This is a genomic window from Streptomyces blattellae, assembly GCF_009709555.1.
In the GTDB taxonomy this organism is placed as follows: domain Bacteria; phylum Actinomycetota; class Actinomycetes; order Streptomycetales; family Streptomycetaceae; genus Streptomyces; species Streptomyces blattellae.
This window is the reverse complement of sequence record NZ_WJBG01000228.1, coordinates 64,564-79,268: the sequence shown is the minus strand read 5'-3', so window position 1 is coordinate 79,268 and position 14,705 is coordinate 64,564. Positions and strand designations below refer to the sequence as shown.

Here is a 14,705-nt window from a genome sequence, read left to right as displayed (position 1 = left end):
TGAACCGCCCCGGCTCGAATGGAGACTCGATTTCGTGAAAGGATCGAGTCATGGCACGACCTTCCTCCTATCCGCTTGAGCTGCGCCGTCGCGCGGTGCGCATGGTCGCCGAAGTTCGCGGCGACTACCCGACCGAGTCCGCCGCGATCAAGGCCGTGGCCGAGAAACTGGGCATCGGCTCGAATGAGACGCTGCGCAAGTGGGTGCGGCAGGACCAGGTCGACTCCGGGCAGCGGCCGGGGACGACGACGGAGGAGTCCGCGCAGATCAAGGCGTTGAAGAGGGAGAACGCTGAACTCAAGCGGGCGAACGAGATCCTGAAGGCTGCGGCGAGTTTCTTCGCGGCCGAGCTCGACCGGCCACACCTGCGCTCGTAGCGTTCATCGACGAGCACCGGGACCGCTTCGGCGGTGTCGAGCCGATCTGCCGCGTGCTGTCCGAGCACGATTGCAAGATCGCCCCATCCACCTACTACGCCCACAAGAAACGACTCCAGAACCCGTCCGCGCGAACCGTGCGGGACGAGGAACTCAAGGAGCTGATCCAGGAGGTCTACACGTCCAACTTCCGTGTCTACGGGGCAAGGAAGATCTGGCGCGAGCTGAACCGCCAGGGCCACCGGGTGGCCCGCTGCACCGTCGAGCGGCTGATGCGCGAGATGGGCATCGCCGGCGCCGTGCGGGGCAAGAGAGTGATCACCACGATCCCCGACGAAACGGCCGACCGGGCACCGGACCGGGTGGACCGCAAGTTCGTCGCCGACGCACCGAACCGCTGCTGGGTCGCCGACTTCACGCATGTGGCCACGTGGGCGGGGGTCGTCTACGTCGCCTTCGTCGTGGACACCTTCTCCCGCCGCATCGTCGGCTGGTCCGCCTCCACCTCCAAAGAGACCCAACTCGTCCTGGATGCATTGGAGATGGGGCTTTGGCAGCGCGACCGTGAAGGCCGCCCCCACATCCCTGGCGAGCTGATTCATCACTCAGATGCGGGCAGCCAGTACACGTCGTTCAAGCTCGCCGAACACCTCGACGCCGCCGGCATCGCGGCCTCGATCGGCTCGGTCGGCGACGCCTACGACAACGCGCTGATGGAGTCGACGATCGGCCTGTACAAGACCGAGATCATCAAGCCCCGCCGCCCCTGGAAGACCCTGAGCGAGGTCGAGCTGGCTACCGCCGAATGGGTTGACTGGTACTGCCACCGCCGACTCCACGGTGAAATAGGCCACATCCCGCCCGTCGAATACGAGACCAACTACTACCTGGGAACCACGAAACACCAGGTCACAACAACCATCTGAGATCTCTATCGAACTCGGGGCGGTTCAGTACTGCGCGTTGACGAAGAGATACTGCCTGCGTCGGTCCTCCGGCAGGTCCTGAAACCTGCTCATCGCTTCCAGCAGCACCGGATCCTCAAGAGCACGCCTCGTCTGCTCCGCCAGGACGCGGTGCAGTTCGATCAGGTTGGACTTCCGAATCTCGTCCGCAAGCCGCGAGACCTCGTTCAGCAGCCCGAGAACCAGGTCCTCCGCCCCCGCCGCGGAATCTCCCGCCGCGGAATCTCCCGCCGTGGAATCCCCAGCCGTGGAATCCCCAGCCGTGGCCGCTGCCGCGGAATCCCCCGCCGCGGAACCCGCTGCCACGGAATCCCCTGCTGCAGAATCGATCCTTCGCGCATCCGGGTTGTCTGTGGCCAAGGCGAACCCCCGAGTCAGGCGTCCGGGCGCCGACCGGTGCTCGCGTGGGCGGCACGAGGTCCGGCGCGCGGGGTGGGCACGGCGCCCCGCTTCCAGGATGCCGGGCAGCACAATGCGGCGCGGGAGGCGGAGAGGGGGCTCATTGGTGGACGTACCGCGCACGCCGACCGCGGGTCCCCCCGTATGTGTGCCCTGCGAGCGCCGCCCGCATACGCGTCAGCGGGCCGCGACCACACGCGCCATCCCTGCTCAGACCCGCCTTTTTGCCGCGTCGTACGCCTCTCGCGCCTCCTGCACCGCGTCCATCCGCTTCTGCGTCCACAGCGCGAGGTCTCGCACCTGCTCCGCCGCCTCCCGCCCAAGGCCGGTCAGGGAGTAGTCGACACGCGGGGGGATCACCGGCCGGGCCTCGCGGTGGACCAGGCCGTCACGTTCCAGGGTCTGGAGGGTCTGGGTGAGCATCTTCTCGCTGACCGGGCGGACCCCGCCGATCGCACGGCGCAGTTCGCTGAAGCGGTACGGGCGGTCGAGGAGGTGGATGAGGACCAGGACGCCCCACTTGCTGGTGACGTGCTCCAGAACCATGCGGTACGGGCATACCGTCTCGCCGTCGGGCTTTCCTTCGGTTACGGCCATGCCGGTACCTTACTTCAAAGTGGGTACTTTCGAAGAGTTAGTACATCCCCTAGGGTTAGTGACAACGCACCTCACAAGGAGTTCTGCATCATGAGCATCGTTGTCACCGGAGCCACCGGACACCTCGGCCGCCACGTCGTCGAGCAGCTGCTGGAGAAGGTCCCGGCCGACCAGATCACCGCCGTGGCCCGCACCCCGGAGAAGGCCGCCGACTTCGCGGCCCGCGGCGTGCGGATCGCGGTCGCCGACTACAACGCTCCGGAGACCTTCGACGGCCTGTTCGCGGCCGGTGACAGGGTGCTGCTCATCTCGGGCACCGAGATCGACAAGGGCCGCGTCGCTCAGCACCAGGTCGTCATCGATGCCGCCAAGGCCGCCGGTGCCGCGTTCCTCGCCTACACCAGCGCCCCCGGCAGCCTGACCGCCGCGCTCGCCGACGACCACCGCGCCACCGAGGAGGCGCTCATCGCCTCCGGCCTGCCCTACGCCCTGCTTCGCAACAGCTGGTACCACGAGAACTACACCGAGAACCTCGCCCCGGTGCTGGAGAACAACGCGGTCCTCGCCGCCGCCGGCGAGGGCAGGGTCGCCTCCGCCTCGCGCGCCGACTACGCGGCCGCCGCCGTCGCGGTGCTGACCGGCGAGGGCCACGAGAACAAGACCTACGAGCTGGGCGGCGACGCGGCCTGGAGCTTCGCCGAGTACGCCGCCGAGCTGAGCCGGCTGTCCGGCAAGGAGATCGCCTACAACTCCGTGCCCGCCGAGACACTCGTCGGGATCCTGACCGGCGCCGGGCTGCCCGAGATGTTCGCCACGATCATGGCCGAGGTGGACCAGGCGATCGAGAAGGGCGAGCTGGGCCTGGTCACCGGCGACCTGTCCCGCCTGGCCGGCCGCCCGACCACCCCGTTCTCCGAGGTGATCGCCGCCGCACTCAAGGGCTGAGCCCGTGACGCCCCCGCGTGTCATGACCGTATACCGATACGGACATGACACGCGGGGGCGTTCGGCGCTACCTTCGTGCGGGCGAGCGACGCACGAAGGAGGAGCCGGTGACCGGGGAGCCGAGGGGCGAGCGGCGTACAGGACTGCTGAACGGCTTCGCGGCATACGGGATGTGGGGGCTCGTCCCCCTTTTCTGGCCCCTGCTGAAGCCGGCCGGCGCGGTCGAGATCCTCGCCCACCGGATGGTGTGGTCCCTGGTCTTCGTCGCCGTCGCGATGGTCTTCATACGCCGCTGGGCCTGGGCGGGCGAGCTGCTGCGGCAGCCGCGCAGGCTCGCTCTGGTGACGGTGGCCGCGGCCCTGATCACCGTCAACTGGGGCGTCTACATCTGGGCGGTGAACAACGAGCAGGTCGTCGAGGCCGCACTCGGCTATTTCATCAACCCGCTCGTCACCATCGCCATCGGCGTCCTGCTCCTGAAGGAGCGGCTGCGGCCGGTGCAGTGGGCGGCGGTCGGCATCGGCGCCGCGGCCGTCCTGGTCCTGACCGTCGGATACGGCCGCCCGCCCTGGATCTCCCTGATCCTCGCCTTCTCCTTCGCCGCCTACGGCCTGGTGAAGAAGAAGGTCAACCTCAGCGGCCTGGAGTCGCTGACCGCAGAGACCGCGATCCAGTTCCTGCCCGCCCTCGGCTATCTGCTGTGGCTGACCTCGCAGGGCGACTCGACGTTCACCACCGAGGGCGCGGGGCACGCGGCGCTGCTCGCCGCGACCGGCGTGGTCACCGCGCTGCCGCTGGTCTGCTTCGGCGCGGCGGCGATCCGCGTGCCCCTGTCGACGCTGGGTCTGCTGCAGTACCTGGCGCCGGTCTTCCAGTTCCTGCTCGGCGTCGCCTACTTCCACGAGGCCATGCCGCCCGAGCGCTGGGCCGGGTTCGCCCTGGTCTGGCTGGCGCTGACGCTGCTCACCGCCGACGCCTGGCGGGCGGCACACAGGATCAGGGCCGGGATCGACAGGCCCAGCACCACCGTCACGACGGGCACCCACAGCGCCGTACGGAACGCGGACAGCGTGACCTCCGGCGCCGAACCGGTGGACGATCCGGTGGACGCAAGGCCGTAGACCGCGGCCACCGCTATAGACCGCAGCCACGGCAGTAGACCGCGACCACCGCCGTGGACCGCGACCACCGCCGTAGACCGCGACCACCGCCGTAGACCGCAGCCACCGCCGTAGACCGGTCACCACCGTAGACCGGTCACCACCGAGATCCCGATCGCCGAGCCGAACTGCGTCGCCGTGTTCAGCAGCCCGCTCACCGGGCCCCCGCTCCTCCTCGGCGCCCTCGTCCGTCGCCGCGATGGTCGGCGGCCCGTACGCCGGCGCGGCCGCCGTGCCCGCGATGATCAACGTCGGGAACATCGTGGCGCGCTCGACGGCGCCGTGCCTGCGGCAGCATCACAACTACGGCGACGACCGTTACCGGGTCGCCGACAAGGGGTCGCTACCCGTCAGCGCCCTGCTGGAGCACCGGCTGGCCGCGCTTCACCGAGCTGCACCGCGAGATCGACGGCGTCAGCCCGCGCAGGCTGACCCTGACCCTGCGCCAGCTGAAGCGGGACATGGGCTGGCGCCTCCGGTCGTCCCGCCACGGGTGGAGTACGACCTCACGCCACCGAGGCCTAGGCCCAGGCCCAGGCCCAGGCCCAGGCCGCTCAAGGACAGCCGCTGACCGACAGCGCCGCTATAAAGTGACTCATGACTCAGAACACACCCGCACCCGTCCACTACAAGCTCGTCATCGACTGCGCCAACCCGCAGTCGCAGGCCGATTTCTGGGCCGCCGCGCTCCATTACGAGGTCGAGGACAACAACGCCTTGATCGAGCGCCTCCTGGAACTCGGCGCCCTGCCGCGCGAGGCGACGGTCGAGTTCCATGCCCGGCTCGCCTTCCGGGACCTGGTCGGCGTACGGCATCCGGACGATCCGTACGACGAGGACAACGGCGCCGGGCTGGGGCGGCGGCTGCTGTTCCAGCGCGTACCGGAGGCCAAGACCGTCAAAAACAGGCTCCATCTCGATCTCCACCCGGGCGAAGGGCGGCGCGCGGACGAGGTCGAGCGGCTGCGGGGGCTGGGGGCGAGCGTGTTGCGGGAGGTGAAGGAGCCCGGCGGGGAGTGGGTGGTGATGGCCGATCCCGAGGGCAACGAGTTCTGCGTGCAGTGATCTGCCCGCCACCGCCCACCGCACGCACACACCTGTCCTGATAGGGCTCTTGACGGAGCGTCAGCCGGAGCTTCACCATCCAGGCACCCCATTCACTGTGGAATCCCTGTGATTCCCAAGGAATTCGGAGCCCCCCACATGAAGCTCTCGGTTCCCGGACGCGTCACGGCCACCGCCGTCGTCGCGGCCGCATCGCTCCTGGTCGGCGGATCCATAGCCGGGGCGGCCCCCGCACCGGCGGTGGCCGCCGCCCCCGACATCCCCCTGGCCAACGTCAAGGCGCACCTCACCCAGCTCCAGTCCATCGCCACCGCCAACGGCGGCAACCGGGCGCACGGCCGCGCCGGCTACCGGGCCTCGCTCGACTATGTGAAGGCCCGACTGGACGCGGCCGGTTACACCACGGCCATCCAGCAGTTCACGTCGTCCGGCCGCACCGGCTACAACCTGATCGCGGACTGGCCGGGCGGCGACACCGACCAGGTGGTCATGGCCGGCTCGCACCTCGACAGCGTCATCTCCGGGGCCGGTATCAACGACAACGGCTCCGGCTCGGCGGCGGTCCTGGAGACCGCGCTGGCCGTGTCCCGCGCGAACCTCCAGCCCACAAAGCATCTGCGCTTCGCCTGGTGGGGTGCGGAGGAGCTGGGTCTCGTCGGCTCCCGCCACTACGTCAACACCCTGTCCTCGACCGACCGGTCAAAGATCACCGGCTATCTCAACTTCGACATGATCGGCTCGCCCAACCCCGGCTACTTCGTCTACGACGACGATCCGGCGATCGAGAAGACCTTCAAGGACTACTTCACCGGCCTCGGCGTCCCCACGGAGATCGAGACCGAGGGCGACGGCCGCTCCGACCACGCGCCGTTCAAGAGTGCGGGCGTGCCGGTGGGCGGGCTGTTCACGGGCGCGAGCCGTGCCAAGACGGCGGCGCAGGCGGCCAAGTGGGGCGGTACGTCTGGGCAGGCGTTCGACCGCTGCTACCACTCGTCGTGCGACACCACGTCCAACATCAACGACACCGCGCTGGACCGGAACAGCGACGCCGTGGCGCATGCGGTGTGGGAGCTGTCCTCCTAGGAGCCCTAGGAGTTTTAGGAGCTCTAGGAGCTCTAGGAATTCAGGGTCCGGGCGCGCTCGGCCAGACGGCCCATCCGCGCCCGGGCCGACTCCAGTTGTTCGATGTCCTCGGCCGCGGGCCCGTCCTCGGTGGTCAGTTCGGTCCAGAGGCCGAGCAGGTCGACGCCCATACGCAAGGCCTGCTCCGGGTCGCGTACGGCACGCCAGGCGGTCGCCGCGCTCTGCACGTTGCCGTACGCGGCCTCCGCGTCGCGGGCCCGGCTGCGGATCCTGGCCAAGTCCAGGGACAGACCGAAGGCCTGGACCGGGTCGCCCGCCAAGTAGGCGACGTAGGCCGTGAGTTCGCGCAGCCGCAGCACTTCCGGGTGCTCCGGCCCCAAGGTCTCCGACGCCTCCGCCACCGTCTCCGCCGCCAGCTCCGCGGCCGACTCGATCCGCCCCTCCCTGACAGCCTCCCCGATCCGTGCGACCGGCTCCGCCAGCTGAGCACCCTCGTCCCCGTGCGCCCCTGCCAGCGGGTCGTCCCCCAGCACCGCTTCGGCCACCGCGTCGAATCCGCGGGGCGGGGTCGGCTTGGGGTCCGGGTCGAGGTCGGGGCCGGAAGTGTAGGGCGCGTCGAGGGGTGGGTGTGGTGTGTGGTGGTGGGGCGGGAGGGGTTGGGGGGACTGGGCGGGGAGAGGCTTGGCGGCTTCGCGGTCTGGGGCTGGGAGGGGTTGCGCGTCCGAGGTCGGGGGCGTGTCCATCGTGGGCGGCGGGCCGAATTCGCCTGTCGGTGGTGCGACCGTGCCGGGCGGGATGTCCTGGACCGACTCCGGTATGGCGCGCAGGGGGAAGGTGGGGGCCGTGTCACGGGGCGGCTGTGGCTGTGGTTGTGGCTGCGGCTGTGGCTGTGGCTGTGGCTGTGGCTGTGGCTGTGGCTGTGGTTGTGGCTGCGGCTGCGGCTGCGGCTGCGGCTGCGGCTGCGGTATGGCGCGCAGCGCGTGCGTGGACCTGTCGCGGGGTGACGCGGGTGGCGCGGGTGGACCGGGAGGCGGCGGTACGGCGTCTCGTACGGCGTTCTCCGGGGGTACGGACTCCCCCATCCGCACCGGCTCCGCCGTGAACCGCGTGGAGCCGTCGCTGTTCATCTGGAGCGGGACGACATAGCCGATGCGCTCGTCGTGGATGGTGGCGAGGACGGGGTGTCCGGTGGCGAGGGCGATGCGGTGGAGGTGGTTCAGGATGGTGTGCTGGATCTCCTCGCCGGGAGCGGGGACGACGGGGACGCCGCCGATCGACGCGGTGCCCGCGTCCGGCCCCGCCACGGGGACGTGGACGTCGATGAGGGCCGCGGCGGGGCCTGCCGGCTGGGCGGCGTGCTTCTGTTCCCGCTTGTCGCGGCTGAGTCGAGACATCGTTCCCTCACTCGGATGTGTCGGGTGGTCCGCGGACGGGGCGTTCGGGTAGGGGTACGGGTTCGGGCACCGCTTCGGTTTCCATGGTGCCCCCGCGCCCAGCGACCTCCGCTTCCGCTCCCCCCGGCAACAAGATCCGGCCGTACACGTACTGTTGAGCAGTCTCTCCGCTCGCCCCTGGTTCCCACGTCACCGAGGCGTCACAGCCTCGTCCCAGGAACTCACGCCCCGTCGTGGATCCGGCGCGGGCGGGGTGAGATCGGTGGCTCGGGAGGAAGGAGTGGGCATGGGGACGGTTGTGCAGCAGGGGCCGGAGATCTGGCTCCGCGGCCCGGTGGCCGTGGCGGGGTTCGAGGGCACCGCGCATCCCGGTGCCGCGGCCCGGCGCTTCTCCTGGGTCGGCACGCACGGCGGGGCGGGCGTCTCCACGCTGGCCGCCGTCTTTGGCGGCCAGGACTGCGGACGCGACTGGCCCGGCCCCGGTGGTCCACCGTCGGTGCTGCTCGTCGCCCGCACCCACGCGGCCGGCCTGGCGTCAGCCCTGCACACCGTGGAGGTCTTCCGGAGAGGGGAGGCCGCCCCGCCGGGACTCGACCTCGACGCCGTCGTCCTCGTCGCGGACGCTCCCGGCCGGCTGCCGCGCCCGCTCGCCCAGCAGATCAAGGTGATCGAGTCGGTGATCGACGTGTACCGCGTGCCCTGGGTGCAGGGCTGGCGCCTGGGCGACCTGACCGGGACGCCACCGCGCGAGACCGCAGCCCTGGCCCGGCTGACCGGGATACGGTCTCGCTGACCGCCACCGAGATCGCCGCCGCGGTACGGTCCCGGGCGCTGCGTGCCGTCGACGTCGCGGCGGAGTCGCTGGAGCGGATCCGGCGTTCAGAGCCCGAGTTGTGCGCCTTCGTCGAGGTGTGGGGCGAGGCGGCGCTGCGGCGGGCGGGCGAGGTGGACGCGCGGGTCGCCGCGGGCGAACGGCTGCCGCTGGCCGGGGTGCCGATCGGCGTGAAGGGGCGGCGGCACGGGCTGCGTACGGCGGCTGCGCTGATCGAGGCCGGGTGCGTCCCCGTGGGCGCCACGTCCGTTCCCGGGCCCGGAACTCCCTGGCAGACCTGGGGACTCGGCGCATACGGCCGTACCGTCAACCCCTGGCGTGCCGACCGTACCCCCGGCGGCTCCTCGGCCGGTTCCGCCGCCGCGGTCGCCGCGGGCCTGGTGCCGCTGGCGACCGGCAGCGACGGGGCGGGATCGGTGCGGATCCCCGCCGCCTGGTGCGGTGTCGTCGGCCTGAAGACGACGAACGCCGACCGTACGGGGCTCACGGCGACCGGGGTGCTGGCGCGGTGTGCGGAGGATGCGGCGGCGTACTGGCGGATCATGGCCGGGGAACTGCCGTCGGACTCCGCAGCGCCGGCACCGGCCGCCGTCTGGTCCCCCGGCCTCGGTTACGCGGCCCCCGATCCGGACCTCGCCGCGATCGCCCGTACGGCGGCGCAGCGCCTCGCGGACGCCGGTGTCGTACGCCTCGTGCGTGCCCCGCTCCGCCTCCATGACCCGGCCCCCGCCTGGCTCGCCCTCCGCACCCCCGGCGCCGACCCCACCCACGCCCACCGCCTCCGCGCGGAGAACGACCGCCGTCTGGACGCCCTCTTCGCGGACACGGACCTCCTGCTGACCCCGACCACCCCGAACCCGCCGCACGGCCACGAAGGTCCGGGCGACCGCTACTCCACCGCGCTCACCTGGGCGTTCAACCTCAGCGGCCATCCGGCGCTCAGCCTCCCGGCCGGTTTCGGCGCCGACGGCTGTCCGGCCGGCCTTCAGGTGGTGGCGGCGCGCGGCCGGGAGGGGTTGTTGCTGGGGGTGGCGCGGGAGGCGGAACGGCGAGCAGGATTGCGCCTCCACGAGCGCGGCTCGACTGCCAGACCGTGATGTCCTTCGCGTGTCCTAGGCCGTGACGTCCTTCGTCGTGAACCGCGCCCAGGCGGCCGAGCCGAACACCGCCATGTAGAGGCCCTGCAGTCCGAGGTTCTTCACCAGGTCGTCCCAGTAGACCGGATCCCGCATGAGGTCGGCGAAGGACAGCCAGTAGTGGGAGAAGAAGTACGGCTGAAGGGCGTGGAGCTGGGGGATCTGGTCGAGGATCTGGACGGTGATCAGCAGGCCGACCGTCGTCGCCATCGCCGCGATGCCGCTGCCGGTGAGGGTGGAGACGAAGAGGCCGAGGGCGCCCACGCCCGTCAGTGACGCGGCGACGACCAGCGCGATCAGCAGGGCCCGGCCCAGGCCGTCGGTGAAGCTGATCCGGGTTCCGGAGATCGTCGTGAGGTCGCCGAGCGGGAAGAGCAGGGCGCCGACCGCGAGCGCCGAGAGCGAGACCACCAGCGTGGCCACCAGGCAGAAGGACATCGTGGTCGCGTACTTGATGAGCAGCAGGCGGGTACGGCCGGCCGGTGCGACGAGCAGATAGCGCAGCGTTCCCGCGTTGGCCTCTCCGGCGATCGCGTCGCCCGCGACGACACCGATGGCCATGGGCAGGAAGAACGGGAGGGTCGCGGACAGCGCGGTGAAGACCAGGAACAGGCCGTTGTTCGTGATCTGCGACATGAACGCGGGGCCCGCACCGCCACCGCCGCCGGCCGATGAGCCGTCGCTCGTCTCGATCTTGACGGCGATCCCGACCAGCACGGGTACGGCGGCCAGCACACCGAGGAGCGCGAGCGTACGCCAGCGCCGGAACGTCGTCACCAGCTCGCTGCGCAGGAGACCGAAGGTCCACAACGGGCTCGGCGTCCGAGGTGCCGGGACCCCACTGGACCCGACCGGCTCAGCCTGCGACTCGACCTGCGAATCAACCCTCGGCTCAATCCGCGACTCAACCCGCGACTCAACCCGCGACTCAGCCCGCGACTCAACCCGCGACTCAGCCCGCGACTCAGCCCGCGACTCAGCCCGCGACATCGAAGCCCTCCCCCGTCAGCGCCACGAACGCGTCCTCCAGGGAGGCGCGTTCGACCCCGAAGCCGCGGACCCGGACGCCCGCCGTCACCAATGCGGCGTTCACCTCGGCCAGATCACGGTCGGGCGGCTCCGCGGTCACCCGGTCGTCCTCGACGGTGACGTCCGAGGCACCCTGCTCCTTCAGCACCCGGGCCGCGTCGCCCGTGTCCGGGGTCGTGACGACCAGCCGGCCCCGTATCCCGGCCGCCAGGTCAGCCACCGCGCCCTGGGTGATCAGCCGCCCCTGCGCCATCACGGCCGCATGGGTGCAGACCTGCTCGATCTCGTCCAGCAGATGGGAGGAGAGGAAGACGGTCGTGCCGTCGGAGGCCAACTCCCTGATCAGGGACCGGATCTCACGCATGCCCTGCGGGTCGAGCCCGTTCGTCGGCTCGTCGAGGACGAGGAGGCGGCGGGGCTGGAGCAGCGCGGCGGCCAGTCCGAGCCGCTGCTTCATCCCCAGGGAGTACGCCTTCGCCTTCTTGCCCCCGGCGGCCGTCAGGCCCACCCGGTCCAGCGCCGCCGCGACGCGTGCCCGCCGGGTGCGCGGGTCGGCGGTCGGGTCGGCGGCGTCGTACCGGATGAGGTTGTCGCGGCCGGAGAGGAAGCCGTACAGCGCGGGCCCCTCGATCAGCGCGCCGACGTGCGGCAGCACCGCGCGCGTGCCCCGCGGCATGGGCTGCCCGAGCACACGTGCCGTGCCGGAGGTCGGCTCGATGAGGCCCATCAGCATGCGGATGGTGGTGGTCTTGCCGGAGCCGTTCGGACCGAGGAAGCCGAAGACGCTGCCCGCCGGGACGGTGAGATCCAGACCGTCGACGGCGAGCTGCCCGCCGCGGTAGCGCTTGGTGAGCGCGCGGGTCCGGATGATCCCGTCCCGCACGCCCTCCGTGTCCGGCTCCGTGGCGGGCGGTGCGTCCATCGGCTCCCCCGATTCGTCGTACGCGTACGGTACTTCCGGTACTTCGCGTCGAGTGTTCTCCGTACGGCCGTTACCGGTCCGCGTTGGCTGCCTTCACCAGGGCGTCCTTCGTGACCGCACCGACGTAGACCTTGCCGTCGTCCGTCATCAGGGCGTTGACCAGGCGGGTCTTGTAGACCGTGCCCTCGCCGAACGTGCCGCTCACGTTCTCGCCGAGGGAGTCGAGGAAGCTGCCGATCTCGCCGCCGGTCTCGGAGCCGGGGGGCACGCCCTCGCCGCCGGTGTCGAAGACGGCGATGGAGTTCCAGCCCTCGCCGATGATCTCCGGCTCGCCCTCGGGCGCCGCCTGCTCACCCGGAGCCCGGCCCTGCTCCTCGGCCGCGGCCTCGCCGTCCTCCGTGACCTTCGCACCCTCGGGCGGGGTGAACTCGAAGGTCGAGGCGGCCGGCTTGGCGAAGGTGACCTGGGTGAAGCCCGCGTCCACCACGGCGGCGCCGCCGCTCGTCGGGGTCTGGGTGAACTTCAGCGGCAGACCGGTCTTCGCGTCCACGCCGATGGTGATCGCACCGACCGTGGAGCCGGAGTCCTTCGGCTTGATGAGCAGCCGGTAGGCGTCCCGGCCCGCGATCTGCGCGGTGCCGTCCACGGTCACGGACGTCGTGTCGTCGACCGACTTCAGGGCCTCCTCGGCGAGCTCCTGGGGCGTGGCCGGGATGTCCTGCTGTTCCTGCTGTTCCTGCTGTTCCTGCTGTTCCTGCTGTTCCTGCGTCTTCCCGTCCGCGCTCTCGGATGCGGTGCTGTGGTAGACCTCGTTGGACGCGCTGTCGTAGCCCCAGACGTCCTTGCCGTTGTGGATCAGGCTGTATTCCGCCGCGTCCTCCAGCAGCGAGACCTTCTGCCTGTCCGGACCGTCGGCGGCGACGCGCACGGTGTGCGTGCCGGACGCCAGCTCCAGGAGCTTGGAGCTCGGGTCGGCGGACGAGCCGTCGCCCGACTGGGTCGCCCCGGACATCAGGCTGCTCTCCAGGCCGCCGAGGTCCGGCAGGCCCAGGTCCGTGCTGAACTTCACCGTGCCGGTCAACTGCTGCGCGTCCGATGCGGCGATCTTCTCGATGAGTTCCTGCGCGCTGATCTCGGGCAGGTCGGGGTCGCCGGAGTCGGCGATCGCCGGAACCAGCCCGATGGTCGCCGCCGCCACGCCCACCACCGCGACCGGAACGACGTACCGTGCGGCCTTGCGGCGTCCGGCGGGGAGGTCGTCGACCTCGCCGAAGGCCGTGCTGTCGTCGGATTCGTACGGTGCCATGTATGCCCTACCTCCGTCGTCGCGGCGGCTGTCGCTCAATCGCGCCCTCCCCCGGCTCTCGACTTCGTTCGAGCCGGGAAGGGACCCGAGCCGGGAAAACCCCGATCCCGGAGGGGACCCGAGCCGGGAGGAACCCCGATCCCGGAGGAACCCGATCCCGGAGGAACCCCGATCCCGGAGGAACCCGATCCGGGAGGAACCCGATCCGGGAGGAACCCCCATCACCCTGCGCCGCCATTCTCACCCGAATCGGTGAGGTGTGGTGTTGTCCGTGGTCTCCAGTTGACCAAATCGGCCGGGGGCTCACGTCAACCTGCGGAGCCAACTCCGCGTACGTCTGCGGTATGACACGGAAGGGCGGCGCCTCCCCCCGACCCGTAGGGGTCGCGCGGGGTGGACGCCGCCTTCCGTGTGGATCGGGCCGCGCGGGTCAGCGCTGGATGAACACGTAGTCCGCCTGGTAGGGCACGCCGACGACGGCACCCGGCTCACAGGAGCCGGTCGGGGCGACGCCGCCGACGGTGTTCAGCCGCAGGATCTCCGCGGTGTCGGCGAGGAGCCCGCGGTGCTTGCCGGACTGGGTGGCCTTCAGGTCCAGCTCCGGGATGTTGCCGCCGTTGGGCGTCCTGCTGATGACCGATCCGGTGACGGCGCTGCCGTCGGGCGCGATCCACTGCGGCGTACCGGAGTTGGGCTCGACGAACGAGTGCGCGATCTGGCCTGCCAGCACGGCGCTGACGTCCCGTTGGGCGAAGGCGTACCCGCCGCCCTCGGCCGGCTTGCACTCGTAGATCTGCTCGCCCTTGCGGACGGGGGCCTGGACGTTGTCGAGTGCGTCGCGGAAGTCGAAGGCCGTGGTCACCTGGTGCAGCTGGCCGCGGACGGCTCCGCCCGGGAACTCGGCCGTGTGCAGGTTGGCGTAGAACGAACCGGGGTCGGACTTCAGCGAGTTGAGCAGGGCGGCGTCCTCGACCTTGACGCTGCCGGTGAGGGTCTTGCCCTTGCTGCGCGCGAGCAGCTTGGTGAAGTCGATCTTGACGCCGCCGTTCGTGCCCCTGGCGCCCTGGTGGATGTGGAGCAGGGTCGGCTTGCCGGTGCCCCGCCACTTCACGGCGACGGACACCTTGTTGCCGTCCACCTTCACGAACTGGAGCGCGGAGCCGTCCTTGTCCCCGACGGCCGGACCGCCCTCCACGGGCACCTCGTTGGCGCCCCGCAGGCTGGCGGCGAGGATGGTGCCGCCGTCGCCGCCCGCCGTGGTGCCGCTCTGGCTGACGATGCCCCGGCCTCCGGTCTGCCCCGCGCGGTCGACGCGGTCGCCCCCGGCGGCATAGGCGGGAATCGTCGCGGCGACGACCCCGCCGGCGGCGGCCACCGCGACGGCGGTGACGATCAGGCTCTTACGGCGCGTCGAGGACGTCGCGTTCATGCCCACGATTCTTTTGTCTCCCCGCAGTGCGGCTGACGCTCCCTGCGTCAGCTTCCGGGCATGGGT

Annotated in this window: 14 protein-coding genes; 7 read left to right on the top strand and 7 right to left on the bottom strand. The window is 70.8% G+C overall.

The features are described 5' to 3' along the window. Positions 1-50: 50 nt before the first annotated feature. Positions 51-1,303, top strand: a protein-coding gene (locus GFH49_RS33820; RefSeq protein ID WP_230396121.1) for an IS3 family transposase whose coding sequence is annotated in 2 segments (ribosomal slippage) — positions 51-333 and positions 333-1,303 — 1,254 coding nt in all. Because the reading frame shifts where the segments join, the coding sequence is not laid out codon by codon here. 24 nt (positions 1,304-1,327) lie between these two features. Here the strand turns inward: GFH49_RS33820 and GFH49_RS33815 are convergent. Both GFH49_RS33815 and GFH49_RS33810 read right to left on the bottom strand, forming a co-directional pair. After that, on the bottom strand, positions 1,328-1,648 hold the full coding sequence (locus GFH49_RS33815; RefSeq protein ID WP_155059879.1) for a DUF6082 family protein: 321 nt from the start codon (positions 1,646-1,648) through the stop codon (positions 1,328-1,330). 303 nt (positions 1,649-1,951) lie between these two features. Continuing rightward, positions 1,952-2,338 (bottom strand): winged helix-turn-helix transcriptional regulator, encoded by a 387-nt coding sequence (locus tag GFH49_RS33810; RefSeq protein ID WP_155059878.1) that lies wholly within the window; start codon positions 2,336-2,338, stop codon positions 1,952-1,954. A gap of 90 nt (positions 2,339-2,428) precedes the next feature. Between GFH49_RS33810 and GFH49_RS33805 the strand changes: the two genes are divergently transcribed. The 4 genes from GFH49_RS33805 (at position 2,429) to GFH49_RS33790 (ending at position 6,591) form a co-directional block, all read left to right on the top strand. Next, on the top strand, positions 2,429-3,283 hold the full coding sequence (locus GFH49_RS33805; protein ID WP_155059877.1) for an NAD(P)H-binding protein: 855 nt from the start codon (positions 2,429-2,431) through the stop codon (positions 3,281-3,283). 107 nt (positions 3,284-3,390) lie between these two features. Next, on the top strand, positions 3,391-4,404 hold the full coding sequence (gene rarD, locus GFH49_RS33800) for an EamA family transporter RarD (protein WP_268867536.1): 1,014 nt from the start codon (positions 3,391-3,393) through the stop codon (positions 4,402-4,404). A gap of 636 nt (positions 4,405-5,040) precedes the next feature. Next, on the top strand, positions 5,041-5,508 hold the full coding sequence (locus GFH49_RS33795; RefSeq protein WP_155059875.1) for a VOC family protein: 468 nt from the start codon (positions 5,041-5,043) through the stop codon (positions 5,506-5,508). Between the two features lie 138 nt (positions 5,509-5,646). After that, on the top strand, positions 5,647-6,591 hold the full coding sequence (locus GFH49_RS33790; RefSeq protein WP_155059874.1) for a M28 family metallopeptidase: 945 nt from the start codon (positions 5,647-5,649) through the stop codon (positions 6,589-6,591). A 32-nt stretch (positions 6,592-6,623) separates the two neighbouring features. Here GFH49_RS33790 and GFH49_RS33785 read toward each other — a convergent pair whose 3' ends face one another. Next, positions 6,624-7,985: a tetratricopeptide repeat protein gene (locus tag GFH49_RS33785; RefSeq protein ID WP_155059873.1), complete on the bottom strand. Its 1,362-nt coding sequence runs from the start codon at positions 7,983-7,985 to the stop codon at positions 6,624-6,626. Between the two features lie 286 nt (positions 7,986-8,271). Between GFH49_RS33785 and GFH49_RS40755 the strand changes: the two genes are divergently transcribed. Together GFH49_RS40755 and GFH49_RS40750 are read left to right on the top strand one after the other, a co-directional pair. Further along, a complete protein-coding gene (locus GFH49_RS40755) occupies positions 8,272-8,778 on the top strand; it encodes a DUF6668 family protein (RefSeq protein WP_230396647.1) in 507 nt (168 codons plus the stop codon). Beyond that, positions 8,775-9,914: an amidase gene (locus GFH49_RS40750; protein ID WP_230396650.1), complete on the top strand. Its 1,140-nt coding sequence runs from the start codon at positions 8,775-8,777 to the stop codon at positions 9,912-9,914. The genes GFH49_RS40755 and GFH49_RS40750 overlap by 4 nt, the downstream gene beginning before the upstream one ends. Positions 9,915-9,929: 15 nt before the next feature. Here GFH49_RS40750 and GFH49_RS33775 read toward each other — a convergent pair whose 3' ends face one another. From GFH49_RS33775 to GFH49_RS33760, 4 genes are all read right to left on the bottom strand, one after another. Further along, a complete protein-coding gene (locus GFH49_RS33775; protein ID WP_230396646.1) occupies positions 9,930-10,943 on the bottom strand; it encodes an ABC transporter permease in 1,014 nt (337 codons plus the stop codon). Then, complete coding sequence (locus GFH49_RS33770) at positions 10,930-11,904, bottom strand: ABC transporter ATP-binding protein (protein WP_155059870.1); 975 nt, start codon at positions 11,902-11,904, stop codon at positions 10,930-10,932. Before GFH49_RS33770 ends, GFH49_RS33775 begins: the two co-directional genes overlap by 14 nt. Before the next feature lie 70 nt (positions 11,905-11,974). Then, positions 11,975-13,210 (bottom strand): LolA family protein, encoded by a 1,236-nt coding sequence (locus GFH49_RS33765; RefSeq protein ID WP_155059869.1) that lies wholly within the window; start codon positions 13,208-13,210, stop codon positions 11,975-11,977. 430 nt (positions 13,211-13,640) lie between these two features. After that, on the bottom strand, positions 13,641-14,639 hold the full coding sequence (locus GFH49_RS33760; RefSeq protein WP_155059868.1) for a CHRD domain-containing protein: 999 nt from the start codon (positions 14,637-14,639) through the stop codon (positions 13,641-13,643). Between the last annotated feature and the right edge of the window lie 66 nt (positions 14,640-14,705).

Coding starts and splice junctions, on each gene's coding strand:
- GFH49_RS33810 (WP_155059878.1), bottom strand. CDS start 2,338: ATGGCCGTAACCGAAGGAAAGCCCGACGGCGAGACGGTATGCCCGTAC.
- GFH49_RS33805 (WP_155059877.1), top strand. CDS start 2,429: ATGAGCATCGTTGTCACCGGAGCCACCGGACACCTCGGCCGCCACGTC.
- GFH49_RS33795 (WP_155059875.1), top strand. CDS start 5,041: ATGACTCAGAACACACCCGCACCCGTCCACTACAAGCTCGTCATCGAC.
- GFH49_RS33790 (WP_155059874.1), top strand. CDS start 5,647: ATGAAGCTCTCGGTTCCCGGACGCGTCACGGCCACCGCCGTCGTCGCG.
- GFH49_RS33785 (WP_155059873.1), bottom strand. CDS start 7,985: ATGTCTCGACTCAGCCGCGACAAGCGGGAACAGAAGCACGCCGCCCAG.
- GFH49_RS40755 (WP_230396647.1), top strand. CDS start 8,272: ATGGGGACGGTTGTGCAGCAGGGGCCGGAGATCTGGCTCCGCGGCCCG.
- GFH49_RS33775 (WP_230396646.1), bottom strand. CDS start 10,943: ATGTCGCGGGCTGAGTCGCGGGCTGAGTCGCGGGCTGAGTCGCGGGTT.
- GFH49_RS33770 (WP_155059870.1), bottom strand. CDS start 11,904: ATGGACGCACCGCCCGCCACGGAGCCGGACACGGAGGGCGTGCGGGAC.
- GFH49_RS33765 (WP_155059869.1), bottom strand. CDS start 13,210: ATGGCACCGTACGAATCCGACGACAGCACGGCCTTCGGCGAGGTCGAC.
- GFH49_RS33760 (WP_155059868.1), bottom strand. CDS start 14,639: ATGAACGCGACGTCCTCGACGCGCCGTAAGAGCCTGATCGTCACCGCC.